Below are 22,297 nucleotides of genomic sequence, written 5' to 3' on the forward strand. Positions count from 1 at the left end.
ATGTTGATCTTATCATCTTTAAAAGAGATGGTAAGCCTCCGGCATCACTCATCTACGAGGAACTCATGCAAAATTCACTGCTTTCGCTTCTTGATATTGACTACCCCCTGATCCAGGCCCCGATGGCGGGCGTCTCCACCCCCGCGCTGGCTGCTGCGGTGAGTAATGCCGGGGCGCTGGGTTCGCTGGGGCTGGGCGCTTCAACCGTTGCCCAAGCGGAAGCGATGATCGTCGCCACCCGCCAGCTGACGGACCGGCCGTTCAATGTCAATTTATTTTGCCATGCGCCGCCGCGGCGCGACGCCCCACGTGAAGCGGACTGGGCAGAGACGCTGCGCCCCCATTTTACCCGCTTTGGCAGTACGCCTCCGGCATCGCTTAGGGAGATATACCAGACGTTTATCGGCCACACCGCCATGCTGGAGCTGCTTCTCGACCACTCGCCGGCGGTGGTGAGCTTTCATTTCGGCCTTCCTGAAAGTGAGACGATCCAGCGTCTGCGACAGCAGGGGATTGTCACCCTGGCGACGGCAACCTCGCTCCAGGAGGCGCTGCTGATTGAACAGCAGGGGATCGACGTGGTGGTCGCTCAGGGCTATGAGGCGGGCGGGCACCGGGGGATCTTTGCTCCGCAGGAGCCTGACGCGCAGCTGAGCACCTTCACCCTGGTGCAACTTCTGCGGCGTCGACTAACCATCCCGGTAGTGGCCGCCGGGGGCATCATGGACGGAGCGGGGATCGCTAGCGTGATGCAGTTGGGGGCGCAGGGTGTACAGCTCGGTACGGCGTTTTTACTGTGTCCGGAATCGGCCGCCGACGCCGGCTATCGCGCGGCGATCCACAACAGCCTTGACGGGCGTACGGTGCTGACCTCCGCGATATCCGGGCGTCCGGCACGCTGTCTGGCTAATGCCTTCTGCGCGCTAGGGGAAGCCTGTCCGACGAGCGCCGTGCCGGATTATCCGCTGGCGTATGATATCGGCAAAGCGCTGGCCGCCGCCGCGAAAGCCCAGGGCGTCCATGAGTATGGCGCCCACTGGGCCGGGCAGGGGGTGGGGTTGATCCGCGAGTGTGACGCTGCCAGTCTGGTGCGCCAGCTGGCGGCAGAGAGCGGCTGGAACTAATGACTGACGGCTAACGGCGGTGGGCCAGGCTGCGCACCAGCCAATCGCCGGCCATCTGCACGCCCTGAACCATCGCCACCAGGATCAGCACCGTGCCAAACATCACCTCATTATTAAACCGCTGATAGCCGTAGCGGATGGCGAGGTCGCCGAGTCCGCCGCCGCCGATCACCCCGGCCATCGACGAAAAGCCAATCAGCATCACGATGGTCAGGGTGATCCCGGCCAGCAGCGTTGGCAGGGCTTCCGGCAGCAGGGATTTAAAAATCACGTGCCAGACGTTGCCGCCCATCGACAGAATGGCTTCGATTCTCCCGTAATCCACCTCGTCGAGCGCGTTTTCCGTCAGGCGGGCAAAGAACGGAAAGGCGCCGATGGTCACCGGCACGATGGCGGCGGTGCTGCCCAGCGTGGTGCCGACGATCAGCCGGGTAAAAGGGATCAGGGCGATCAGCAGCACGATAAAGGGTAACGACCTGCCGATGTTGATCACCGCCCCCAGCAGCGCGTTCAGTTTCGGCATCGGCGCCAGCCCGTTGGCGCGGGAAATAAATAACAGCACGCCGGTGGGCAGCCCGATCAGCACGGTAAACAGGGCCGCCAGGCCCACCATATAAAGCGTATCCAGCGTGCCGTCGAGTAATAACGGCCACAAATCTTCCCAGCTCATGCTACTCCGCATAATGGCCTCCCCTGAACGCCGTGACGGGTAAGAAAATCCTGTTCAGCCTGCGGGTCGTGCAGCAGCGACTGGCGCAGCCGCGACCACGGGGTCACCAGCAGGTCGGCGAGTTTGCCGCTTTCGACAATCTCACCCTGTTCCAGCAGCGCCGCGTGGTCACAAATGGTTTTCACCACCTCCAGCTGGTGCGTTATCAGCACAATGGTCAGATTGAGCCGCTGGTTAATATCCGCCAGCAGAGCCAGCACCGAGGCGGTGGTCTCGGGATCCAGCGCGCTGGTCGCCTCGTCGCACAGCAGCACCTCCGGTCGGGCGGCCAGCGCCCGGGCGATGCCGACGCGCTGTTTTTGCCCGCCGGAAAGCTGCGACGGGAAGGCGGCGGCCTTTTCGCTGAGATCCACCAGCTCCAGCAGTTCGCGCACCCGTGCTTCGCGAGCGGCCCGCGGCACCCCGGCAATCTCCAGCGGCACCGCGATGTTGTCGGCGACGGTGCGGGCATGCAGCAGATTAAAGTGCTGGAAAATCATCCCGGTGCGCAGGCGATAATCGCGCAGCGCCGCCTTGTTCAGCTGAGTAATATCCTGTCCGTTCACCAGAATGCGGCCCGAGGTGGGCCGCTCCAGCAAATTGAGACAGCGGATGAGCGTACTTTTGCCGGCGCCGCTGCGCCCGAGAATGCCGTATATCGCCCCCTTCGGGATCTGCAACGCGATATCGTTCAGCGCCGGTCGGCCGGTTCCGGCGTAGGTTTTGCTCAGCCCTTCGATGGTGATCATGACTGAGGGGCCACCGGGATCACCGAGCCGTTGTAGGTTTTACGGATAAACTCCGCCACCTGCGGCGACGTCAGGTCTTTCGCCAGCGCCTTAATGCGCGGGTCATTGGCCAGGGCCGGGGTGGTCACCAGGATATTGGCGTAGGGGTTATGCTCGGCGCTCTCCAGCCCCAGGGCATCTTTCGCCGGCACCAGACCGGCTTCCAGCGCGTAGTTACCGTTAATCACCGCCAGGTCGACATCGTCGAGGGAGCGCGGGATCTGCGGCGATTCAATCTCCAGGATCTTCAGGTGTTTCGGGTTCTCGACAATATCCTTCGGCGTCGCCAGGGTGGTGGCCGGATCGGTAAATTTGGGGTCCAGCTTAATAAGCTTCTGCGCCTGCAGCAGGAACAGCGCCCGGCTCAGGTTAGTGGTGTTATTCGGTACCGCCACCGTGGCGTTTTCCGGCAGCGACGAGAAATCTTTATGCTTATGCGAGTAGATCCCCAGCGGCTCAATATGAACCGTGGCCGCGACGGCAAAGGTTTTACCCAGCGCTTTCTCCTGATCCTTCAGGTAGGGGACATGCTGGAAGTAGTTGGCATCCACATCGCCACTGGCCAGCAGTTCATTGGCGTTGACCCCGCTGGTCAGCTCCACCACCTTGAGATCGAGACTGGGATCGATTTTTTTGATGTAGTTGAGGATCTCCGCGTGGGGAACCGGGTCCGCGGCGACGCGCAGCGCGGCGGCCTGGGCAGACGTCCATGCCAGAGAAAGAGACAGTGCTACCCCTGCCAGTTTAAAAGCAGCATATTTCATGGTGTGTTCCTTTTTAGTTATGGTTAAACGATCAATTGCTCGGCGCGTTCGCGAAAAACGTCCTGATAGTAGCGTTCCGCCACGTCCGGATGGGAACGCAGACGGCCCTTGAGATAATTCCAGCCGACATCGCGCAGCAGCGGATTGTGCGGGTCGCTGTCCGGACCGCGCGCTTCACGCGCCAGCTCGGGCGGCAGGGTGTAAACCGGCACCACCGCGTCAAGCTGGGCGCCAAGGAAGAAAGCGATGGAGAGGCGCTGCTGCTGCGCCGGCGGCGACACCACCCGGTGAACGGTGGCGCGCAAATACCCGTTGGTCGCCAGCTCCAGCAGTTCGCCAATATTGACCACAAAGCTGCCGGCCAGCGGCACGGCGTCGATCCACTGCCCGGGCGCCACCTCAACCTGCAGTCCTTTCTGCTCGTCCTGCAGCAGGAAGCTGAGAAAACCGGAATCTTTATGGGCGCCGACGCCCTGGCTGCTCTGGGTCTCCTGCTGGCCGGGATAACGGATCAGCTTGATATGCTCGTTGGGTTGGTCGCCATAGAGCCGGTCAAAGGCATTCTCCGGGAGCTGCAGCGCTTCGGCAAAGGCGCGCAGCAGGCGGATCCCCACCTGGGTCATCTGCTGTTGCCAGTGAAGTAATACCGGTTTAAGCGACGGCAGCGCGGCAGGCCACAGATTCGGACCCTGCAGGCGCTGCCAGCGCGGCGCGTCTTCGCTGAGGGTCAGCGCCGGACGTTCGGCGCCGATATCAAACTGCTCTCGCCAGTCAGGCTGGCCGCGCGTCAGCTCAGAAGCCGCGCGGTTATAGCCGCGAAAATGCGGGGAGTGGATCATCGCCACCTGCTGTTTTTGCGCCTCATCGAGGGCAAAAAAGCGTTGGGACTGGCGCTGAACTTCATATTGAAGCGCGTCGTCGACACCGTGGTTGATGAGATAAAAGAAGCCGATGTCACGGGCGGCGTGGCGCAGGTCGGCCAGGAAGGCCGCTTTATCCGCGGGGTCCGCGTAGCGGGCCAGATCGAGAATCGGCAGGGTGGTCGCGTTCATTGTGTTCTCCGAAAACGGGATAATAAGTTATGGGTCGATTCAGGTTCAGGGTTCTGGCACAACAGCAGCGCATGGTGATTTCCTCTGTCCGGGGCTGAGCACAGCTTGCCTCAGGGCCAGATAAGCAACCAATAACGTTATTTTCTAATTTATGCCCGCACGGGGTTCTGTGCTTTTGCGTTAAATAGATAAAGGCGTAAGGGCGAACTGAAGCCGGTTGCGCCCGTCGGTCAGAGCCAGTAAGGTGGGCGCACTTTTTTAATGCGGAACGGATGTATCCTCATGCACAGCTCAAAAGATCCCCTGCACGGCGTGACGCTGGAAGCGCTGCTCAATGCCCTGGTGGCGCGCTACGGCTGGGCGGAAATGGCCCGCCAGGTCAACATTAACTGCTTTAAAAGCGATCCCAGCATTAAGTCCAGCCTGAAATTTCTCCGCCGGACGCCGTGGGCGCGCAAAGAGGTGGAGGCGATGTATCTGGCTTCGCTCGACGACGATGCGCCGGCGGAGAAAGCGGATCCCTGGGCAAACTGGCAGAAAAAATAACCCTTACCACAGGACAACATCATGCAGAGCTGGAGCAGTAAAGATTTCACCGCCGACCGCGCGTGGGGCGCGCTGGACATTGCCAATTTTTCCGGCACCACCGTGCGCCTGCACTGGACCGACCAACCCTATATCTGGCACATCAACGACGGTCAGGAGGTGTTTGCCGTGATGGATGGTCAGGTGGCGATGCATGTGAAGGTCGACGGCGAGGAACAGGTGATCATGCTGAACGCCGGAGATATCTTTTACGCCGAAGTGGGATGCGAGCATGTCGCCCATCCCCAGGGGGCGGCGCGTATTCTGGTGATTGAGAAAGAAGGGTCGGTCTGATCCCGCCGGCGGGCAATTCGTTAGCCCGCCGTTTCATCGCCTGTCAGACTCAACATACCGCGTTGATATAAATCACTTATCCAGCTTTCAATATACATAATTCTTGTTTGCCATTGCCTTCACCCCAGCACTATCTTTTGCCGCAGACGTCTTAACAGGCACAACCCCGGGAGAGATCATGGCCACCTTGCAGTGGGATCACGCAGTACAGTTTGTGAATCAGCCGGAAGCGGCGATTGAAGTCTTTGCCGGGCAGCAGCTGCTGGCGGCGGTCGGCGGGCGCCATCCGGGGTGGGGAACCCGCAATGCGCTGAGCTATTTTGGTCTGACCTATATCGAATTCCTCGCCATTTCCGACCCGGACGAACTGCGCGCCGCGACGGACAGATTTCTGCTCTCGCGGGATGCCGCGCGGTTGCTGCCGGAGAACGAAGCGCTGTTTCGCGTCGCGCTGCGCAGCGACGACATCGACGCCACCCATGACCACTTGCGTCGCAAGGGGCTGGCGGTGTCACCGATTGTCGATGGCCAGCGCCACGATCCGCAGGGCAATGTCATCCGCTGGCGGATCTTCACCATCGATGGCGACACCGACGGGCTGGTCTTTCCTTTTGTGCTGCAGTGGGGAGAAGACGACGAGACCCGGCTGGCGCGGCTGCGCGCTCAGGGGCTGGACGTGCCTCATCCGCTGGGCGACATTGTGCTCGAGCAGGCGGTGTTCGAGGTGGACAATCCGCAGGCGGTGCGCGACCGCTGGCAGGCACTGCTGGGCTTCCCGTCACAGGGAGAGCAGGGGCTGGACGCGGGCGGCCAGTGGTTTACTTTCCGCCAGGGACCCGCCAACCAGCTGGCCGAGCTGGTGTTTCGCGTCGCCAACCCGGCGCTTAAGGGGCAACGCTTTCGCGTCGGCAACGGCGTGTATCGCTTTATATAAAGGCTGACGCTAGCGTACCGTCGCGCGCAGTGCCCCCGGCGGCTGGCCGGTGATGCGTTTGAAAGCCCGGCTAAAGGCCGCCAGCGACTGATACCCGAGGCTGAAGGCGACTTTTTCCAGCGCCTGGCCTTCGTGGGTGATGTACTGCACCGCCAGCCGCATACGCAGCTCGGTGAGATAGCGGGCGGGGGTGGTGCCGGTGGCGGCAAGAAAACGCTCGGCGAAGAGAGAGCGCGACAGCCCCGCCTCCCGCGCCAGATCTTCCACTTTCCAGTTAACGCCCGGACGCTGATGCATGGCGTAGATCGCTTTCGCCAGCCGGGGATCGCGCAGGACCTGCACCCAGCCGGTGGCGTTACCGCACCCGCAGGCCACCCAGCCGCGGACTATCAGCGCGGCCACTACGTCCGCCAGTCGGGCGAGGATCCCGGCATAGCCCGCCTGGCGGGTGAGCGATTCCCGCTCCATCGCCGCCAGCAGCGGCTGGATCTCCGGCCAGGTGTTGAGCAGGCAGCTCACCCGCATCACTTCGGGCATGGCCTTCACCAGCGGCTGCATGCCGCCGAGTTCAAAGTCCATACAACCGCTGAAAATCACGGCGCGCTCCGGGCAGTCAGGCTGGCCACCAGCGTTGATACAACTGACCGTGCTGCACACCGTTTCGCTGTTCAGCTGCGCCACATTCACCACCGCGGCCTGCGGATCGGAGAGCAGGGCGTGCCCGTCGCCGTTGGGAATAAACAACGCGTCGCCGCTCTCCAGGGTGAACTGTTCCCCGCTGGCCATGCGCAGCAGCACCGGCCCGCGGCTGATGAAATGGAACTGGGCTTTGCCCGCCACGGCGCTAAAACCGACGCCAAACGGGCGGGAGGTCTCGATGCGCCGGTAATTCACGCCGGAGAGGCGCATACCGCGCAGCAGTTCGCTGGTTAGATCGATAGTGGGCTGGCTCATGGTAATTCCGGACGAATAATCAATAACTGAAGAGTATGCATCATATATCGTCCAGGGGTAAGCCCCTAAGATGTCCAGGATGTTAATAAACCTGGAGAGATGTATATGACTTCCTGCATAGCTGCTGACGCGAGCCTGTCACCCGTCAGGCCTGCCTGGCGCGCCGTCTATGCCCTGGCCCTCGGGGTGTTCGGCCTGATCGTGGCTGAATTTCTGCCCGCCAGCCTGTTAACGCCGATGGCCAGTAGCCTCGGCGTCAGCGAAGGGATGGCCGGGCAGGCGGTGACCGCCACGGCGTTAGTGGCGTTAGTCACCGGCCTGCTGATCGCCACCGCCACCCGCAATATCGACCGCCGCTGGGTGCTGATGTTCTTTTCCGTGCTGCAGATTGTCTCCAGCCTGATGGTCGCTTTTGCCGGTTCGCTGGCGTTTCTCCTGCTTGGTCGTCTGCTGTTGGGGATCGCCATCGGCGGTTTCTGGGCGATGTCCACCGCCACGGCGATGCGTCTGGTGCCGGCGGCCCATGTGCCGAAAGCGCTGGCGATCATCTTTTCCGCGGTGTCTGTCGCCACGGTGGTGGCCGCGCCGCTCGGCAGCTACCTCGGAGAGCTGATCGGCTGGCGCAACGTGTTTATTCTCTGCGCGATACCCAGCCTGCTGGCGCTGCTCTGGCAGCTGTGGGTGCTGCCCTCCATGCGGCCGGAAAGCGTTGGCACCTTCTCGACGCTGTTCAGGGTGCTGCGCCGTCCCGGTATGCTGGGGGGCATGCTGGCGTCGATCCTCATTTTCAGCGGCCATTTTGCCTTCTTCACCTACCTGCGACCGTTCCTTGAGACCGTCGCGCAGGCCAGCGTTGAAGGCGTTTCGCTGATTTTGCTCGGCTTCGGTGTCGCTAACTTTATCGGCACCTCGGTGGCGAGCTATCTGCTGAGCCGCAGCCTGCGTCTGACCCTGGCGCTGGTGCCGCTGATGATGAGCGTCCTGGCGCTGCTGATGGTGACGTTTGGCCATCTGTCCGTGCTCGACGGGTTGCTGGTCGCCCTGTGGGGATTTGCCTTCGGTCTGGTGCCGGTGGCCTGGTCCACCTGGCTGGCCACCACCGTGCCGGATGAGGCGGAAAGCGCAGGCGGTCTGCTGGTGGCCTCTATTCAGCTGGCCATCAGCGCCGGCGCCGCCGGCGGCGGGGCGGTGTTCGATCTGCATGGCGCCAGCGGCGTCTTCACCGGCAGCGGTTTGCTGCTGTTGATCGCGATGGTCGTGGTCTTCACCGCCGTGCGGGTGAAACCGGTCGCCAGCGCCGAGCAGCCGGAGACCGGCCGCTTATCCCGCGAGATCGATAACTAAATTGGCCGACAGGCTGCGGGAGCAGCACAGCGCGATATGCTGCTCCGCGGCCTGTTTTTCCGCCTCCGACTGCACGGTATCCCGGTGGTCGACCGTTCCCTCCCGCACCGGCGTCAGGCAGGCGCCGCAGATCCCCATCTCGCAGGAGAGCGGCACCTCAACGCCATGCTCCTGCAGCACCCGGGCGATGGTTTTGTCCCCCGGGACCGGCCAGCGCTCCCCGGTGGAGGCGAGGGTGATGGTGAAGGTGCCGTCCTCCGCCGACGCCGCCGTCGGGACGGTCGGCTGGAACGCTTCGCTGTGCAGTTGCGTTTCCGCCCAGCCGGCCGCCAGCGCGGTGTCGCGCACCTGGGCCATAAACCCCGGCGGTCCGCAGAAATAGACTCGGGTGTCGGCGTCCGGCGCGCCCAGATCCTGCGCCAGCCGCAGGCGCGGACTCTGCCCGTCGGCAGAGCTGTGGATCAGGCAGGTTCCGCCGGTGAGCTGGCTGGCGATCTCGGTGGCGAAGGCGGCCTCCTGCGCGCGGCTGACGTAATAGTGCAGCGTAAAGCTGGCGCCGGACGCCGCCCGCGCATGGGCCATCGCCAGCAGCGGCGTAATGCCGATCCCGGCGGCGAGGAGCACCACGTGGCCGCCCCCGTGCAGGGGAAAGTGGTTGCGCGGAGCAGAGATCAGCAAGGGCTGCCCCGGACGCAGGGTGTCATGAATATAACGGGAGCCGCCTCGCGACTGCGCCTCGCGGGCGACGCAGAGCAGATAGTGATCCCGTCTGGCCGGGCTGCCGGTCAGCGAATACTGACGGATCAGCCCGCAGGGGAGATGGAGGTCGATATGGGCGCCGGGCGCCCACGCCGGCAGCGGTTGCCCATCGGCGCTCACCAGACGAACGGCCAGATTTTTCGCGCCCTGGCGCCACAGGCCATCGACCACCACCGGGAGTATGTCGCGCATAAGACCTCCACTCATACCAGAAAGAAATCGCCAAAGCCCATCTTCTTCAGCCCGCGCCGGTAGGCGATAGAGCTGCGGTCTGCCGGAATATGCGCCTCCAGGGTCAGATCCAGCGGCAGCCGCTCCGGGCGCTGGGTCTCAACCATCAGGCGGTCCTCCTCAAACACCCGCAGGTTGAACGCATGAACGTCTTCCACCGGCACATGCAGGTCAAAATTGCGGGCGATAGGGGCAAACATTCGCGTCACGCGCGACGACACCGGCGAGGCGGCGTTCATGATCACCAGCTTCGCATCGGCAGGGAAATGGATGGTCAGCGTGGCGGTGAACGGCAGATGCATTTCAAAGTGACGCAGCCACTGGAACCCTTCCGGCGCGCGGAAATCGGAGCTGGCCGGGTAATTGCCTACCGAGCTCCAGTAGTCGGCAACAAAGCCGAACGGCGTCTCCTGCGGGGTGTAGTCCGGCACCTGTTGGTTGTCCGGATCGGCGAAGGTCTCGGTGTGGATCCACGCGAAGTGGGCGACATCGAGAAAGCCTTCGACCTGGCGGCCGGCAAAGCCCTTCACTTCAAAGGCCGGACAGTTGATTTGCTGAAAGCCGGCGTCGTCCCAGTGCGGCATGGTCGGTAACGGCGGCGGATTGTCCGGATCGCAGTCCAGGCAGGTCCAGATCAGCCCGTAACGCTCCTCCACGGCGAAGCTGGTGAGATGCAGTTTGGCCGGAATGGGTTGCCCCGGACTGGAGGGGATGCGGTTGCAGCGGCCATCCTCGCCAAAGCGCAGGCCATGATAGGGGCAGACGATGCCTTCTTCTTCATGAAACCCCAGGGTCAGCGGGACGCCGCGGTGCGGGCAGACGTCGCGGGCGACAACCACCTGGCCTTTTATACGATAGATAACCAGCTGTTCGTCCAGTAGGGTGGCTTTCACCGGAGCGCCGTCAATATCGCAGGCGCGGGCCACCGGGTGCCAGCAGCGGGCCAGCCGCAGCCAGTCTTCCGGATCGAAGGTGCAATGTGCGGGGGGCGTGGGGGTGGTTGTCTTCATGATTTCTCTTCCTGCTCACATCGGTGATTGTTTTATTGTTGTGAGATTATTGTTGTCATATTAGGGTGTTCACATCCATCACCATTAATTCACTCTGCTGTTGCATAAAAGAGTACAGGGGCACCATGAGTCCATTTTCCCGTTTCGCCCACTATTTCATCGCCGTGGCTCGCTGCGGCAGCCTGCGCCGGGCCGCCGAGCAGCTGCATATCTCGGCCTCGGCGATTAACCGCCAGATCCTGCAGGCCGAGGAGGCCTTCGGGACGCCGCTGTTCGAGCGGCTGCCGGAGGGACTGCGGATGACCACTGCGGGTGAACTGCTGTATGACAATCTGTTGCGCTGGCAGAAGGAGTTTCGTCAGACCCGGCAAAAATTTGATGAGCTGCAGGGGATGAAGCGCGGGAGCGTCAGCGTCGGCATGGTGCAGGCGCTGGCGGAAGGCGGCTTCGCCGCCGCGCTGGCGGAAATCATCGCCCGCTGGCCGTGGCTGGAGCTGGATCTGCAGGTGGCCGACAGCCACACCGTCAGCCAGAAAGTGCGTCAGGCGGATCTGGACGTCGGTCTGATCCTCGATCCGCAGGGGCAGGCCGGACTCAGCGTGCTGGCCTTTGCCGAACTGGAGGTGGGGATTGTGATGCGCCCGGACCATCCTCTGGCGGGGGCGAAGGCCCTGTCTCTGGGCGAGCTCAGCCTGGAGCGGCACATCGTGCCCGGCGCGCCGCTGATCGTGCATGAGCGGGTGACGCTCCTCTATCGCCACCATGACTTTGCGCCGGAGAATACCATCAGCTGCAATGATATTCGACTCATTAAGTCGCTGGTGCTGCGCGGCAGCGGCGTGACGCTCCTCAGCCTGCTCGACGTGCTGGACGAGGTTCAGCGCGGACAGCTGGCCTTTATCCCGCTGCGCAGTACGCTGCTGCGGCCGCTGACCCTGGCGCTGTGCACCGCGCCCTCGCGTCAGCTATCGCGTCCCGCGCAGATGGCCATTCAGACGCTGAGCGCGGTGATTGAGTCCATGGCGACCGTCAGCCCAGCGGCCCGCTGAGGATGGTGTCGCACATGCCGTTAATAATCCGCTCGCCGGTCTCCTCCCGCAGCTCCTGGTACCAGGCTTCGGTGAGCTGCATATCCTTACCGTGGGTGATATCGCAGCGCTTGCGCGCCTTCAACACCAGATCGCGAACCCGATCGCAGCGCTGGGCTTCATATTCGCGCAGGGCGGCGTCAATATCGCGGGTCTGGCGGAAAACGGCGCCCAGCACCACTGCATCTTCCATCGCCGCACATCCCCCCTGGCCAATATCCGGGGTGGTGCTGTGTCCGGCGTCGCCCAGCAGCGCGACGCGACCGCGCACCAGGCGGCTGAACGGTTCGATATCGTGGATTTCAATACGGTTGGTGGTCTGCGGGTCAAGGGCGGCGATCAGCTTCTGCACCGGCGGCGCCCAGCCGGCAAAGTAGCGGCTGAGGTCAGCGCGCAGGGTGTCACGATCCTCGGCCAGACCCGCCGGCAGCGGCACATCAAAGAAAAAGTAGAACCGGCCAGCGGAGACCGGCATCAGCGAGACGCGCTTGCCTTCGCCGACAAAGGTGGTCCACTGATCGCCGGGTGCCAGCGCTTCATCTATTTCCACCAGACCGTTCCAGTTGACGTAGCCGGCGTAACGGCGCTGCGGGGTAAAGCCGAGCACCCACGGACGCAGCGCGGAATGGCTGCCGTCGGCGGCAATCAGCAGATCGCCGCTGGCGCTGCTGCCGTCGGTAAACCACACCGTCACGCCGTCGGCGTTTTCTTCACAGCGGGTGACGCGTTTGCCGAACTGCACGCGCTCCCGTCCCCAGAAATCCAGCATTTCCCGCTGCAGCTCTGCGCGGGATACCGGGCAGGGGCGGCTGCCGGTGCGTTCGATCAGCGGCGCGAGGCTGAACTGGGTCATGTTCTCGCCGCTGCGGAAATCGCGATACGCCATGCGGCGCAGCGGTCCGCCGAAGGTTTCCATGATATCGCCCATGCCGAGGTGGGCCATGCATTTCACGCCGTTGGGCCATACGGAAATCGCCGCGCCGACCGGTTTGATCTCTTTCACCGCCTCATAGACGTCGCAGTCGATCCCCGACTGTTTGAGCGCCACTGCCGCACTTAAGCCGCCGATGCCCGCGCCAATCACGATTGCTTTCATTTTTTTCTCCTTCTCCAGATGTAGGCACTGACTACAGCAATTTGCGTACCAGTTCGCCGGAGGGAGGAAAACCGCCCGCCAGAGGCACAGCGGCAGGTCATGGCGCACCACCTCGGTGCAATGTGATGCATTGGTTGCCTTTTTATGAATCAAAAGTTTCTGTATGTTGCATTAAGAATCTATCGTTTCATAAGCCTGGTTCAGCAGCGGAGGGAAATGATGCATCATTCGAATAATTTAAGTTGATGATTTTGAAGTGTTAATAAATTTATTCGTGCGCTTTTGTCGTCTCTGGCCTGCTTTGTGCAGTAGCCCATGCACTTCTCTTTGCTACGGGATAACACCATGTCTGACGAACATCACAGCGGCCTGCTTTACGGCCTTGAACAGCGGATCCCACCGCTTCCGGCCTTTTTTAGCGCCCTCCAGCATGTGCTGGCGGGTCTGGTGGGGATCATCACGCCGCCGCTGATCATCGGCGCCACCCTCGGACTTGGCGACTGGCTGCCGTATCTCATCAGTATGTCGCTGCTGGCTTCGGGTATCGGTACCTTTCTGCAGTCCAACCGGGTCTGGGGCATTGGCGCCGGGATGATCTGCATGCAGGGCACCAGCTTCGCCTTTCTGGGCGTGGCGGTAGCCGGAGGGATGTGGGTGAAAGCGCAGGGCGGCGGGCCACAGGATATTATGGCGATGCTGTTTGGCGTTAACTTTGTCGCCGCCCTGGTGCCGGTGATTGTCAGCCGCTTTATCGAACCGCTGAAGAAAATCTTTACCCCTATCATTACCGGCAGCGTGATTGCGCTGATCGGCATCAGCCTGATCAAGGTCAGCGTCATTAACTGGTGCGGTGGGGAAAAGGCGCAGGATTTTGCCAGCATGAGCAATATCGCGCTCGGGGCGGGTACCCTTGGCGTTATCGTCCTGCTGAGCTGCGCCAAAAACCGCTGGCTGCGGCTCTCCTCGGTGGTGGTGGGCATTGCCGTGGGCTGTGTGGCGGCAGGGCTGAGCGGTCAGTTCCATCTTCACAGCCTGGGCGATACCCTGTTTCGCCTGCCAACGCTGTTCCCGTTTGGCTTTCAGTTTAACAGCGCGATATTTCTGCCGGTGGCGCTGGTGTCGCTGGTGTGTATTCTGGAGGCGGTGGGCGATCTGACGGCCAACTCGCTGATTTCACAACAGTCTGTTGACGATCGCGCTTTCCGCAACCGGCTGAAGGGCGGTATCCTGGCGGATGGCGTCAGCTGCATGGTGGCCGCAATGCTCAGCGCCTTTCCAAACACGACTTTCGCGCAGAACAACGGCGTGATCCAGATGACCGGGGTGGCCAGCCGCTATGTCGGACGCTACATTGGCGTAATTCTGATCCTGCTCGGGCTGTTCCCGCCGGTGGGCGAACTGTTGCGGCAGATCCCGGCGCCGGTGCTGGGGGGCGCTACGATGGTGATGTTTGGCTGCGTGGTGGCGGCCGGGATCCGGATCATTACCCAGAACCCGCTCACCCGACGCGATGTGCTGATCGTGGGTCTGGCGTTTGGTGCGGGTCTTGGCGTGGAGTCGGTGCCGGCGTTTCTCAGCCATTTTCCGCCGATGGTCGGCGATCTGTTCGGTTCCGCGGCCACCAGCGGTGGGCTGGTGGCGATAGCGCTTAACCTTGTTCTGCCGCAGGAGCAGGCGGCGACGAAAACGATAAGGAGTCAGGATGATCGCGCTGAGTCAGTTTAACAGCCTGAGTGGCGATGAGGCAGGGGAGCTGCTGGCTCCCTGTGTGGCGATCCCGGCCTGGAGCGATAAGCTGGTGAACTTGCGCCCCTTCGCCAACCGTGAAGCGCTGCTGCAGGTCGCCCGGGAAGCGATGGGCGACTGGGGAGAGAACGATCTGAACGCGGCGCTCAGCGCCCATCCGCGGATCGGCGAAAAACCGAGCGGCAGCCAGGCGCACGCGACGATGTCGCGCCAGGAGCAGTCGGCGGTGGACAGCGATAATGAAAGACTGGCGCAGGCCCTGCGGGAGGGGAATGCCCGCTACGAAGCCCGCTTTGGCCGGGTGTTTTTAATCCGCGCCAAAGGGCGCAGCGGCGAAGAGATTCTGCAGGCGCTGACGCGCCGGCTGCAGCATACCGCTGACGAAGAAGTGGCTGAGGCGCTTGCCCAGCTGCGGGAAATTACGATGTTAAGACTGGAAGGAGCGATTGGCGAATGAGCACCCTGAGCACCCATATTCTGGATATTTCCACCGGCACGCCGGCTGAAGGCGTCGCGGTCAGCCTGAGCCGGGAGGGCGAGACCCTGGCGAACCTGGTGACCAACGCCCAGGGGCGTATCGCCAGCTTCAGCTCCGCGCCGCTGCCGGCGGGGCGCTACCGTTTAACCGCGGAAACCGGGGCGTGGTTTGCCCGTGCCGGGCGCGATAGCGTTTTTACCCGGGCGCAGATTGATTTTGTCATTGGCGAGGCGGCAGAGGACCATTTCCATCTGCCGTTTCTGATCGCCCCGGGCGGGTGGTCGACCTACCGCGGCAGCTAAGCCCGGCTGCGCGTTGCCCGAGTGACAGCCATTGCCGAGCGGTGCTGCGCTTGCCCGGCCTGGATGATGATGAAACTGGTAGCGACAGCCCGTAGGCCCGGTAAGGCGCAGCCGCCACCGGGCAGACCACGTTGCTCCGGCTGCCATCCCTTCTGCTTTATCCCTACGTAAGGATAATCATTGACCTATCCCCACCAGGGGATAAACTTGACATTATCCCTTGCAGGGTATAAAACCAGTTTTATCCCGATAGGGGGATAAATGATGGTGAGGAACAAGGCGATGAATTCCCCGCAGATATACAGTCCGGTTCAGCTGGCCAATTACCTGAAACTGCTGCGCCAGCAAAATCACTGGACTCAGGAGGCGCTGGCCAGCCGGATCGGCATTAAACAGGCGACGCTGTCCAATTTTGAAAATCACCCCGACAAAACCACCTTAACCACCCTGTTTAAGATCCTCCAGTCGCTGGGGGTGGTGATGACCCTGAACGCCAAACCGGCAGAGACGGCGATGATTCCCGATAACACCACGGATCTTGACTGGTAATGGCGACGCTCACCACCTGGATGAACAATGCGCGCGTGGGAACCTTAACCCGCCAGGCCAACGGGGCGCACAGTTTCCGCTATGATGAGGAGTGGCTGCGCAGCCCGCGCGCCAGACCGCTCTCCCTCTCGCTGCCGCTGCAGTATGGCAATATTACCGCCGACGCGGTGTATCACTATTTTGATAACCTGCTGCCCGACAGCCCGCAGGTCCGCGAGCGGATCGTCAGGCGCTATCAGGCGCGTTCGAAACAGCCGTTCGATCTGCTGGCCGAGGTCGGGCGGGACAGCGTAGGGGCGGTGACTCTGCTGCCGCCGGGGGAAGAGGCGCATCTTGCCGCGTTGCGCTGGCAGACGCTGGATGAGGCGCAGCTGACCGCTTTGCTGACCGCCTACCAGTCGGATATTCCTCTCGGGATGGTGACCGGCCAGGACGATTTTCGGATCTCGGTGGCCGGCGCTCAGGAGAAAACCGCGCTGCTGCGAATGGGCGAGCACTGGTGTATTCCGCAGGGCACCACCCCGACCACCCATATCATTAAACTGCCCATCGGCGAGATAAAGCAGCCCAATGCGACGCTGGATCTGCGTGAAAGCGTGGATAACGAATATCTGTGCCTGGCGCTGGCCAGGGCGTTGGGCCTGGCGGTGCCGGAGGCGGAGATTATCAACACGCCGCGGATCCGTGCGCTGGCGGTGACCCGCTTCGACCGGCGCTGGGCGCAGGAGGGGCGCGTGCTGCTGCGTCTGCCGCAGGAGGATCTGTGTCAGGCATTCGGCATACCGTCGTCGATGAAATATGAGTCTGACGGCGGGCCGGGTATCGCCGCGATCATGACCTTTCTGCTGGGCTCCAGTGAGGCCCTGAAAGATCGCTATGACTTTATGAAGTTCATGGTGTTCCAGTGGCTGACCGGGGCAACGGACGGGCATGCGAAGAACTTCTCGCTCTTTTTGCTGCCCGGCGGCAGCTACCGGCTCACGCCGTTCTACGACATTATTTCGGCATTTCCGGTGCTGGGCGGGACGGGACTGCATCTGCGCGACCTGAAGCTGTCGATGGGGCTCAATGCCACAAAAGGGCGGAAAACGGAGATTAACGCTATCTATCCGCGTCATTTTCTGGCGACCGCCAAAGCGGTTAACTTCCCCCGGGAGCAGATGCTGGCGATCCTGGGCGAGTTTGCCGACCGCGTGCCGCAGGCCATCGAAAGCGCCCGCCGAACGCTGCCGTCGGACTTTTCCGCCCACGTCTGGCGGGCCATCACGGAGAACATGCTTAAACTGCACGCCCGCCTGCAGCAAGGGCTGCTGGCGGGATAGCGAAGCCGGTTGGCGGTTAGCTCTGCGGCGGCCCCCAGCGGCTGCGCAGGTAGTTAACCGCCTGGCGGGTCTGCGGCTGATTGAGGTTGTTTTCGCGGAACAGGATGGTGCCCTGGATCTGCGGCAGGGACTCATTGAGGTCGAGCTGTTTTTTCAGCTCCGGCACGCCGCCATCCACCGTCCAGTCAGGTTCATTTTTGGACGGTTCACCCACCTTGTACAGGGCCACGCCGATATACAGCCGGGTATGCGTCGGCTTGACCACCTCGGCCCACCAGTTGGCCAGCACATCGTAGCGCGCCGCATCGCGGGCAAACGGCCAGTAAATCTGCGGGGCGATGTAGTCGAGCAGCCCCTGCTGCACCCAGCTGCGGGTATCGGCATAGGATTCATCATAGGCGGCCGCGCCACGGGTATCAGACCCCGCCGGATCGTGGGAGCGGTTGCGCCACACCCCGGCCGGGCTCACGCCAAACTCGACGTTCGGATTGAGTTTTTTAATGGTCGCGGAGACCTGGGCAATAAGCTGCTGAGTGTTATGCCGCCGCCAGTCGCCCTTCGAGGCATCGCCCTGCCCGTAACGACGGAAGGTCTCGTTGTCGTTAAGCGGGGAAGAAGCGGTTTCGGTGTAGAAATAGTCATCGAACTGCACGCCGTCAATCGGGTAGTTCTGCACCACTTCAGCGACAATGCTGGTGATCCAGTCACGCGCTTCGGGAATACCCGGGTCGAGAACAAAGCGATCGCTGGCGGTGCGGATCCAGTTACGGTGCAGGACGAACACGCTGGCCGGCACCTGAGTGAGGGTGTTGTTCAGCTCGGCAATCGTCGACGGTTTGGTGTTGACCGAGACGCGGTAAGGGTTAAACCATGCGTGGACCTTCATGCCGCGCTTGTGCGCTTCATCCAGCATAAACTGCAGCGGATCGTAGCCGGGGTATTCGCCGATTTTGCCGGTCAGCATATCGGACCACGGCAGGATATCCGACCGCCAGAGCGCCGTACCGTCCGGTTTCACCTGGAAAAAGACGGTGTTGATCCCCAGGCGCTGCAGATTATCGAGTTTGGCGATCAGCGCCAGCTTCTGCTGGGTGATGCGGCTTTCCGGCGTACTGGCGATAATTGACCCGACCGGCGGCCAGTCAAGGCGCGAGACGGTGGTCAGCCAGACGCCGCGTACCGGCTCCCGGTGCGTCTGACCGGCTTTAACGGCCGCGCTCTTCGGCGGCGTGACGAGGGATTTGGGGGCCTTACTGGTGCAGCTGAACAGCATGCCGGCGGCGATGAGCGCCGCGCCTGCCAGCGCCACTTTGCTGGCTAGGGGGAATCGACGAGAATGGCTGATGATGAACTCCCGTGTAATCAGATCGTCGCGTGTAGGCGCTATTCTCTTACGATTCGCCGGCCAGAGCAATTCCTTGATAGGACTGTTGACATCAGGTGGGAGAGGTCAGTCGGGCTCCCACGCCAGAATATCGCCAGGCTGACACTCGAGCGCCTCGCAGATGCGCGACAGGGTATCAAAGCGGATGCCTTTGACTTTTCCCGACTTGAGCAGCGACAAATTCTGTTCGGTAATGCCAACAAAGGCCGCCAGCGCCCTGGACGTCATCTTTTTTTCCACCAGCAGTTTGTCCAGATTCACCACCACAGCCATCGTTAAATAAACTCCTTATTCTCTTCTTCCGCACGGATCCCGTGGAGCATGGCGTGAAATGTCACAAACAGCAAGCTTCCTGTCAGAAGCAGCACCCCGTCGCTGAGCAGAAACACCACCTGGTAATAAGGCTGCGGCCACCAGGCGAGCAGCGGGATGAGAAAGCGGCACACCGGCAACAGGATCCCCATGCCCACCATGGCCAGAGCGATGTAACGAACGCTGTGCGCCAGGGAGAGGCTGAGCACGCTGCGCTGGCGGACGCTACGGGTTACCTTCATGCCCTGCCAGATAGCGAACGCGAACAGCCCGGCCGGAAGATACAGCAGGGCCAGCAGCAACAAACGTCTCGCCATCCCCGGCGCCTGGGCCGGGTTGTCGGTTAACGGCACTTCAGCAAAGTGCAGCAGGGTGGAAAGAAAATATCGTTCGCCGGTAAAGAAAATCCACAGCGGCACGATCAGGGCGAGCATAAAAAAGAGGGGCAGTATGCCGCTAATAATAGCCAGACTCAGCCGGGTTCTGGATTGCTTCACAATTTACCTTCCTGATTGATGAGAATAATTAAAGCACCAGCCGCGTCAAGCATGACATAAGGGCCACGGCGAAGACAACGCTCATCGCCCGGACGCCGCGTCGACGGCTGGCAAACCACGGACGGGTCCAGACGCGGTAGAGGCTGAGGGTGATGAACGATGCCTGGATGGTCCAGGTCAGCATCCGAAACAGGTAGCCCATTTTGCCGAGATTCTGCAGGGTCTGGAAAACCTCGGCGAGATAAATAACCCCGGTCACCAGCAAAACATAATTGAGCAGGCGTATTTTTCGCTGCGCCAGCCAGTCGCCGGAAATAAACAGGATCACCGACAACAGCGTTAACAGCGCCCAGAGGATGTCAATTCCGTTCATTACGCGCCTCCTGTTCATCAGGGGTGGCAGCCAGTAAGAGCTTGATGGCAGGCCCGATCACCGGCCAGGCGGTATCGGAGAGGATCACTACCGCGGTCTGTCGCTGTCGGTCGAAGGCCATCATTGCCGCAAAGCCGCCACTCTGCCCGTCATGCCAGACGATCTCCCGTCCGCGGACGCGGGTAGTGAACCAGGCATAACCCACCCGGGAATCGGGATCATCGGTGGCGAACAGGGGGGGCATGCCTTCACTGCCCGCCAGGTTTCCTGCCAGCAGCGCCTGGGCATATTTCGCCATATCGACAATCGTGGCGCGTACGCCGCCGGCGGGGGCGAAGGCATCCATCACCCATGGCTGCTGAGGAAAACCAGAGACAGACCAGCCCGCGGCAAACGACGGCGAGGCTGGGGTATTCTGCCGGGCCACTTCCGCGCCCTGCATTCCGGCGGGGGCAAAGACCCGTTGCGCCATCAGTGTGGCAAAATCGCGATGAGACGCCCGCTCCAGCGCCAGTCCGAGCAGGGCAAACCCGGCGTTGGAATAATCAAACCATTTCGTCGGCTGCAGAGTGGCCTGGTTCATCATCGCGATCAGCGCGGGTCGATCGTAGCGCCAGGGATTCTGCCGCCGGGCAATGTCGCTCAGAATAGCCAGCCGCTGCCCAACCGACGCGGTAAGCGGTGGCAGTCCTGAACGGTGAGAAACCAGTTGCTCCAGGGTAACGTCCCGCACCGGGCTGACAATCTCCGGGACCAGCGCCGACACCGGCGTCTGCGCGGTGACTTCGCCGCGGCGAATAGCCTCCAGCAGCAGGCTGGCGGTCATGGTTTTGCTCAGGCTGGCGATCTCATACTGCGTCGTATACTCGCTCCCCCACAGGCCGTAGCGCACCCCCTGAGGCGTAATCAGCGCGGCGGCGACCTGTCCGCGGGCGCCATTGAGCAGGGGCGTTAATATCGAGACCAGCTGTTTATCCCCCGTCGTCCGGGAGCTGGGGGGATGAAAGCCGGGCTGCAGGGCGATCCCCGCCGCCACAATGACGGTAAAAACCAGCACGGCGGCAATGATCTGTCTGTCCCGGCGATAGCGGTTCCAGCGCATGTTTTCTCCTTAACGCGGTACGACATCCAGGTGAGGGAATACCGTTTCTCCCTGGTGTTAAAGTGAGCGCAGGTTAGCCTGGTGTTTATCGTTTTACAATAAATTTTTATCGTTTTATGATTAACTTTATGAGGGGTAAAGCAGACACACCCGGCGCGGTGTGGAGAACGCGGGGGGCAATAGAGGCCAGGGGATAAAGTGCGCTGACGAAGGGCGGTACTCGCCAGCGAGAAATGTCGGCTATGCCGATATACCGGGAGAAGAAAACTCAGCGGATCCGCGACTGCTCGTCGTCGCGTAGCGTCAGCACCTCAAATCCGTTGGCGGTGACGGCCACGGTGTGTTCCCACTGCGCGGAGAGTTTTTTATCGCGGGTGACCACCGTCCAGCCATCCTTTTTGGTCTTGATACGACTGCCGCCCTGGTTCACCATCGGTTCAATAGTGAATACCATGCCTTCCCGCAGCACCGCGCCTTCACCGGGCCTGCCGTAGTGCAGCACCTGCGGCTCTTCATGCATTTCCTGGCCGATACCGTGACCGCAATATTCTCTGACCACGCTGTAGCCATGGTCCTCGACCCAGCGCTGAATGGCATGGCCGATGTCGCCCAGCGTCGCGCCGGGTTTCACCACCTCAATGCCTTTCCACATGGCTTCATAGGTGGTCTTTACCAGCCGGCGAGCCAGCGGGGAAACGTCGCCTATCAGGTACATCTTACTGGAGTCAGCGATCATGCCCGCTTTCTCGAGGGTGATATCGACGTTAACGATCATCCCGGAGCGCAGATGCTCGGTCGCCTTCGGGATCCCATGGCAGACCACATCGTTAATCGAGGTGTTCAACACATAGGGAAAGTCGTATTGCCCCTTGCTGGCCGGGCGGGCGTCCAGCTGGTTGACGATAAAATCTTCCACTCGATCGTTGATTTCCATCGTCGTCACGCCGGGGACGATAAAGGTATCCAGCATGTCAAACACCGATGCCAGCAGCTGGCCGGCATGGCGCTGGCGCGCGAGCTCATCGGCGGTTTTAATGATTATTGATGGCATTGATCACCTCCAGCAGACGGTCAGAGCCGGATTTCAGCATCAGCAGTTTGATCTGCTGGTGGTTAAGCTCGGGGTAGAGTTCGCTCATCATGCCCAGGCGGATCCAGTATTCCGCCTGGGCATTAACGGAGCGGGACATGGCTTTGCTGGCATCACGAATGTCATCGTGCAGCAGATCGGAGATTTTGACGATTCCCATAGAAACAGACCATATATGATTCGTAGATGTATCGTATACAAACCAGCGCGGGATGTCCTTGGCATTTTGTGGCGTGGGTGACGAGCGTCATGCAAAAAAGCCCGACCAGCGGGCTTATTTACCGTATTTTTTCAGGTTAAAAATTCGCGCGGCTCACCATGGCGAAAATTACCCATTAGGTTATCGGTATGCGGAATGAAAATAACATGATGACGACGCATCAATATATTTTATGCAGGTGTTAATTTTG

Annotated in this window: 26 protein-coding genes; 11 read left to right on the forward strand and 15 right to left on the reverse strand. The window is 61.4% G+C overall.

The genetic code is table 11. The annotated features are described in order from the left end of the window. Positions 1–65 precede the first annotated feature (65 nt). Positions 66–1,124: an NAD(P)H-dependent flavin oxidoreductase gene (locus tag KHQ24_RS08955; RefSeq protein ID WP_004205941.1), complete on the forward strand. Its 1,059-nt coding sequence runs from the start codon at positions 66–68 to the stop codon at positions 1,122–1,124. Between the two features lie 10 nt (positions 1,125–1,134). Here the strand turns inward: KHQ24_RS08955 and KHQ24_RS08960 are convergent, their stop codons facing one another. From KHQ24_RS08960 to KHQ24_RS08975, 4 genes are read right to left on the reverse strand one after another with little or no spacing between them, the layout of a single operon-like run. Then, positions 1,135–1,794, reverse strand: coding sequence for a methionine ABC transporter permease (locus KHQ24_RS08960; RefSeq protein ID WP_211777229.1), 660 nt, complete (start codon positions 1,792–1,794; stop codon positions 1,135–1,137). Next, positions 1,791–2,582: a methionine ABC transporter ATP-binding protein gene (locus KHQ24_RS08965; RefSeq protein WP_008804932.1), complete on the reverse strand. Its 792-nt coding sequence runs from the start codon at positions 2,580–2,582 to the stop codon at positions 1,791–1,793. Before KHQ24_RS08965 ends, KHQ24_RS08960 begins: the two co-directional genes overlap by 4 nt. Beyond that, entirely contained in the window at positions 2,579–3,385 is an 807-nt protein-coding gene (locus KHQ24_RS08970) for a MetQ/NlpA family ABC transporter substrate-binding protein (protein ID WP_002904638.1), read from the reverse strand. Before KHQ24_RS08970 ends, KHQ24_RS08965 begins: the two co-directional genes overlap by 4 nt. 23 nt (positions 3,386–3,408) lie before the next feature. Then, on the reverse strand, positions 3,409–4,437 hold the full coding sequence (locus KHQ24_RS08975; protein WP_211777230.1) for an isopenicillin N synthase family dioxygenase: 1,029 nt from the start codon (positions 4,435–4,437) through the stop codon (positions 3,409–3,411). A 282-nt stretch (positions 4,438–4,719) separates the two neighbouring features. On the opposite strand from KHQ24_RS08975, the gene KHQ24_RS08980 reads away from it, so the two are divergent. From KHQ24_RS08980 to KHQ24_RS08990, 3 genes are all read left to right on the forward strand, one after another. Then, the gene (locus KHQ24_RS08980; protein WP_004205937.1) at positions 4,720–4,983 is read left to right on the forward strand and encodes a VF530 family DNA-binding protein; all 264 of its coding nucleotides are present in this window, start codon (positions 4,720–4,722) and stop codon (positions 4,981–4,983) included. Positions 4,984–5,004: 21 nt separating this feature from the next. Then, the gene (locus tag KHQ24_RS08985; protein WP_004205936.1) at positions 5,005–5,316 is read left to right on the forward strand and encodes a cupin domain-containing protein; all 312 of its coding nucleotides are present in this window, start codon (positions 5,005–5,007) and stop codon (positions 5,314–5,316) included. A 178-nt stretch (positions 5,317–5,494) separates the two neighbouring features. Next, positions 5,495–6,250 carry a VOC family protein gene (locus KHQ24_RS08990; RefSeq protein ID WP_186384624.1) on the forward strand — a complete coding sequence of 252 codons (756 nt, stop codon included), beginning with the start codon at positions 5,495–5,497 and terminating at the stop codon, positions 6,248–6,250. 9 nt (positions 6,251–6,259) lie between these two features. Here the strand turns inward: KHQ24_RS08990 and KHQ24_RS08995 are convergent, their stop codons facing one another. Further along, a complete protein-coding gene (locus KHQ24_RS08995; protein ID WP_004205934.1) occupies positions 6,260–7,204 on the reverse strand; it encodes an AraC family transcriptional regulator in 945 nt (314 codons plus the stop codon). A 105-nt stretch (positions 7,205–7,309) separates the two neighbouring features. On the opposite strand from KHQ24_RS08995, the gene KHQ24_RS09000 reads away from it, so the two are divergent. Further along, on the forward strand, positions 7,310–8,548 hold the full coding sequence (locus KHQ24_RS09000; RefSeq protein ID WP_114508371.1) for an MFS transporter: 1,239 nt from the start codon (positions 7,310–7,312) through the stop codon (positions 8,546–8,548). On the opposite strand, the gene hpxE is transcribed toward KHQ24_RS09000, so the two are convergent. Together hpxE and hpxD are read right to left on the reverse strand one after the other, a co-directional pair. Continuing rightward, positions 8,525–9,499: a molybdenum cofactor-independent xanthine hydroxylase subunit HpxE gene (hpxE, locus tag KHQ24_RS09005; RefSeq protein WP_004205932.1), complete on the reverse strand. Its 975-nt coding sequence runs from the start codon at positions 9,497–9,499 to the stop codon at positions 8,525–8,527. The two genes, KHQ24_RS09000 and hpxE, sit on opposite strands and share 24 nt — an antisense overlap. Before the next feature lie 11 nt (positions 9,500–9,510). After that, positions 9,511–10,548: a molybdenum cofactor-independent xanthine hydroxylase subunit HpxD gene (hpxD, locus tag KHQ24_RS09010; protein WP_021314344.1), complete on the reverse strand. Its 1,038-nt coding sequence runs from the start codon at positions 10,546–10,548 to the stop codon at positions 9,511–9,513. Positions 10,549–10,673: 125 nt separating this feature from the next. On the opposite strand from hpxD, the gene hpxR reads away from it, so the two are divergent. Next, complete coding sequence (hpxR, locus tag KHQ24_RS09015) at positions 10,674–11,597, forward strand: LysR family transcriptional regulator (protein WP_208692798.1); 924 nt, start codon at positions 10,674–10,676, stop codon at positions 11,595–11,597. Here the strand turns inward: hpxR and hpxO are convergent. Then, on the reverse strand, positions 11,578–12,732 hold the full coding sequence (hpxO, locus tag KHQ24_RS09020; protein WP_004205928.1) for an FAD-dependent urate hydroxylase HpxO: 1,155 nt from the start codon (positions 12,730–12,732) through the stop codon (positions 11,578–11,580). The two genes, hpxR and hpxO, sit on opposite strands and share 20 nt — an antisense overlap. A 345-nt stretch (positions 12,733–13,077) precedes the next feature. Between hpxO and KHQ24_RS09025 the strand changes: the two genes are divergently transcribed. The 5 genes from KHQ24_RS09025 (at position 13,078) to KHQ24_RS09045 (ending at position 17,129) form a co-directional block, all read left to right on the forward strand. Further along, complete coding sequence (locus KHQ24_RS09025; protein ID WP_017900377.1) at positions 13,078–14,457, forward strand: nucleobase:cation symporter-2 family protein; 1,380 nt, start codon at positions 13,078–13,080, stop codon at positions 14,455–14,457. Next, a complete protein-coding gene (gene uraD, locus KHQ24_RS09030; RefSeq protein WP_017900378.1) occupies positions 14,435–14,935 on the forward strand; it encodes a 2-oxo-4-hydroxy-4-carboxy-5-ureidoimidazoline decarboxylase in 501 nt (166 codons plus the stop codon). The genes KHQ24_RS09025 and uraD overlap by 23 nt, the downstream gene beginning before the upstream one ends. Next, complete coding sequence (gene uraH, locus KHQ24_RS09035; protein ID WP_053810395.1) at positions 14,932–15,258, forward strand: hydroxyisourate hydrolase; 327 nt, start codon at positions 14,932–14,934, stop codon at positions 15,256–15,258. Before uraD ends, uraH begins: the two co-directional genes overlap by 4 nt. A gap of 282 nt (positions 15,259–15,540) precedes the next feature. Further along, a complete protein-coding gene (gene hipB, locus KHQ24_RS09040) occupies positions 15,541–15,807 on the forward strand; it encodes a type II toxin-antitoxin system antitoxin HipB (RefSeq protein WP_004205921.1) in 267 nt (88 codons plus the stop codon). After that, a complete protein-coding gene (locus KHQ24_RS09045) occupies positions 15,807–17,129 on the forward strand; it encodes a type II toxin-antitoxin system HipA family toxin (RefSeq protein ID WP_064187239.1) in 1,323 nt (440 codons plus the stop codon). Before hipB ends, KHQ24_RS09045 begins: the two co-directional genes overlap by 1 nt. Positions 17,130–17,145: 16 nt before the next feature. Here the strand turns inward: KHQ24_RS09045 and KHQ24_RS09050 are convergent, their stop codons facing one another. The 7 genes from KHQ24_RS09050 to KHQ24_RS09080 all read right to left on the reverse strand — a co-directional run bounded on the left by KHQ24_RS09050 (position 17,146) and on the right by KHQ24_RS09080 (position 22,047). Further along, a complete protein-coding gene (locus KHQ24_RS09050; protein WP_211777231.1) occupies positions 17,146–18,438 on the reverse strand; it encodes a glycoside hydrolase family 10 protein in 1,293 nt (430 codons plus the stop codon). Positions 18,439–18,579: 141 nt separating this feature from the next. Continuing rightward, positions 18,580–18,786, reverse strand: a complete 207-nt coding sequence (locus KHQ24_RS09055) for a helix-turn-helix domain-containing protein (protein ID WP_004205917.1) — start codon at positions 18,784–18,786, stop codon at positions 18,580–18,582. Between the two features lie 2 nt (positions 18,787–18,788). Beyond that, positions 18,789–19,322 carry a DUF2975 domain-containing protein gene (locus tag KHQ24_RS09060; protein ID WP_004205916.1) on the reverse strand — a complete coding sequence of 178 codons (534 nt, stop codon included), beginning with the start codon at positions 19,320–19,322 and terminating at the stop codon, positions 18,789–18,791. A gap of 28 nt (positions 19,323–19,350) precedes the next feature. Then, on the reverse strand, positions 19,351–19,695 hold the full coding sequence (locus KHQ24_RS09065) for a hypothetical protein (protein WP_004205915.1): 345 nt from the start codon (positions 19,693–19,695) through the stop codon (positions 19,351–19,353). Further along, on the reverse strand, positions 19,682–20,797 hold the full coding sequence (locus KHQ24_RS09070) for a serine hydrolase domain-containing protein (RefSeq protein WP_048294850.1): 1,116 nt from the start codon (positions 20,795–20,797) through the stop codon (positions 19,682–19,684). The genes KHQ24_RS09065 and KHQ24_RS09070 overlap by 14 nt, the downstream gene beginning before the upstream one ends. 268 nt (positions 20,798–21,065) lie before the next feature. After that, complete coding sequence (gene map, locus KHQ24_RS09075; RefSeq protein WP_065904745.1) at positions 21,066–21,848, reverse strand: type I methionyl aminopeptidase; 783 nt, start codon at positions 21,846–21,848, stop codon at positions 21,066–21,068. Next, positions 21,829–22,047: a ParD-like family protein gene (locus KHQ24_RS09080; protein ID WP_002904808.1), complete on the reverse strand. Its 219-nt coding sequence runs from the start codon at positions 22,045–22,047 to the stop codon at positions 21,829–21,831. The genes map and KHQ24_RS09080 overlap by 20 nt, the downstream gene beginning before the upstream one ends. Between the last annotated feature and the right edge of the window lie 250 nt (positions 22,048–22,297).

The organism is Klebsiella sp. 54, from assembly GCF_018223875.1.
In the GTDB taxonomy this organism is placed as follows: Bacteria; Pseudomonadota; Gammaproteobacteria; order Enterobacterales; family Enterobacteriaceae; genus Klebsiella; species Klebsiella quasipneumoniae.

What these genes read in the sequence shown, in the direction of transcription:
- KHQ24_RS08955 (WP_004205941.1), top strand. Translation starts at nt 66, where the DNA reads ATGCAAAATTCACTGCTTTCGCTTCTTGATATTGACTACCCCCTGATC.
- KHQ24_RS08960 (WP_211777229.1), bottom strand. Translation starts at nt 1,794, where the DNA reads ATGAGCTGGGAAGATTTGTGGCCGTTATTACTCGACGGCACGCTGGAT.
- KHQ24_RS08965 (WP_008804932.1), bottom strand. Translation starts at nt 2,582, where the DNA reads ATGATCACCATCGAAGGGCTGAGCAAAACCTACGCCGGAACCGGCCGA.
- KHQ24_RS08970 (WP_002904638.1), bottom strand. Translation starts at nt 3,385, where the DNA reads ATGAAATATGCTGCTTTTAAACTGGCAGGGGTAGCACTGTCTCTTTCT.
- KHQ24_RS08975 (WP_211777230.1), bottom strand. Translation starts at nt 4,437, where the DNA reads ATGAACGCGACCACCCTGCCGATTCTCGATCTGGCCCGCTACGCGGAC.
- KHQ24_RS08980 (WP_004205937.1), top strand. Translation starts at nt 4,720, where the DNA reads ATGCACAGCTCAAAAGATCCCCTGCACGGCGTGACGCTGGAAGCGCTG.
- KHQ24_RS08985 (WP_004205936.1), top strand. Translation starts at nt 5,005, where the DNA reads ATGCAGAGCTGGAGCAGTAAAGATTTCACCGCCGACCGCGCGTGGGGC.
- KHQ24_RS08990 (WP_186384624.1), top strand. Translation starts at nt 5,495, where the DNA reads ATGGCCACCTTGCAGTGGGATCACGCAGTACAGTTTGTGAATCAGCCG.
- KHQ24_RS08995 (WP_004205934.1), bottom strand. Translation starts at nt 7,204, where the DNA reads ATGAGCCAGCCCACTATCGATCTAACCAGCGAACTGCTGCGCGGTATG.
- KHQ24_RS09000 (WP_114508371.1), top strand. Translation starts at nt 7,310, where the DNA reads ATGACTTCCTGCATAGCTGCTGACGCGAGCCTGTCACCCGTCAGGCCT.
- hpxE (WP_004205932.1), bottom strand. Translation starts at nt 9,499, where the DNA reads ATGCGCGACATACTCCCGGTGGTGGTCGATGGCCTGTGGCGCCAGGGC.
- hpxD (WP_021314344.1), bottom strand. Translation starts at nt 10,548, where the DNA reads ATGAAGACAACCACCCCCACGCCCCCCGCACATTGCACCTTCGATCCG.
- hpxR (WP_208692798.1), top strand. Translation starts at nt 10,674, where the DNA reads ATGAGTCCATTTTCCCGTTTCGCCCACTATTTCATCGCCGTGGCTCGC.
- hpxO (WP_004205928.1), bottom strand. Translation starts at nt 12,732, where the DNA reads ATGAAAGCAATCGTGATTGGCGCGGGCATCGGCGGCTTAAGTGCGGCA.
- KHQ24_RS09025 (WP_017900377.1), top strand. Translation starts at nt 13,078, where the DNA reads ATGTCTGACGAACATCACAGCGGCCTGCTTTACGGCCTTGAACAGCGG.
- uraD (WP_017900378.1), top strand. Translation starts at nt 14,435, where the DNA reads ATGATCGCGCTGAGTCAGTTTAACAGCCTGAGTGGCGATGAGGCAGGG.
- uraH (WP_053810395.1), top strand. Translation starts at nt 14,932, where the DNA reads ATGAGCACCCTGAGCACCCATATTCTGGATATTTCCACCGGCACGCCG.
- hipB (WP_004205921.1), top strand. Translation starts at nt 15,541, where the DNA reads ATGAATTCCCCGCAGATATACAGTCCGGTTCAGCTGGCCAATTACCTG.
- KHQ24_RS09045 (WP_064187239.1), top strand. Translation starts at nt 15,807, where the DNA reads ATGGCGACGCTCACCACCTGGATGAACAATGCGCGCGTGGGAACCTTA.
- KHQ24_RS09055 (WP_004205917.1), bottom strand. Translation starts at nt 18,786, where the DNA reads ATGGCTGTGGTGGTGAATCTGGACAAACTGCTGGTGGAAAAAAAGATG.
- KHQ24_RS09065 (WP_004205915.1), bottom strand. Translation starts at nt 19,695, where the DNA reads ATGAACGGAATTGACATCCTCTGGGCGCTGTTAACGCTGTTGTCGGTG.
- KHQ24_RS09070 (WP_048294850.1), bottom strand. Translation starts at nt 20,797, where the DNA reads ATGCGCTGGAACCGCTATCGCCGGGACAGACAGATCATTGCCGCCGTG.
- map (WP_065904745.1), bottom strand. Translation starts at nt 21,848, where the DNA reads ATGCCATCAATAATCATTAAAACCGCCGATGAGCTCGCGCGCCAGCGC.
- KHQ24_RS09080 (WP_002904808.1), bottom strand. Translation starts at nt 22,047, where the DNA reads ATGGGAATCGTCAAAATCTCCGATCTGCTGCACGATGACATTCGTGAT.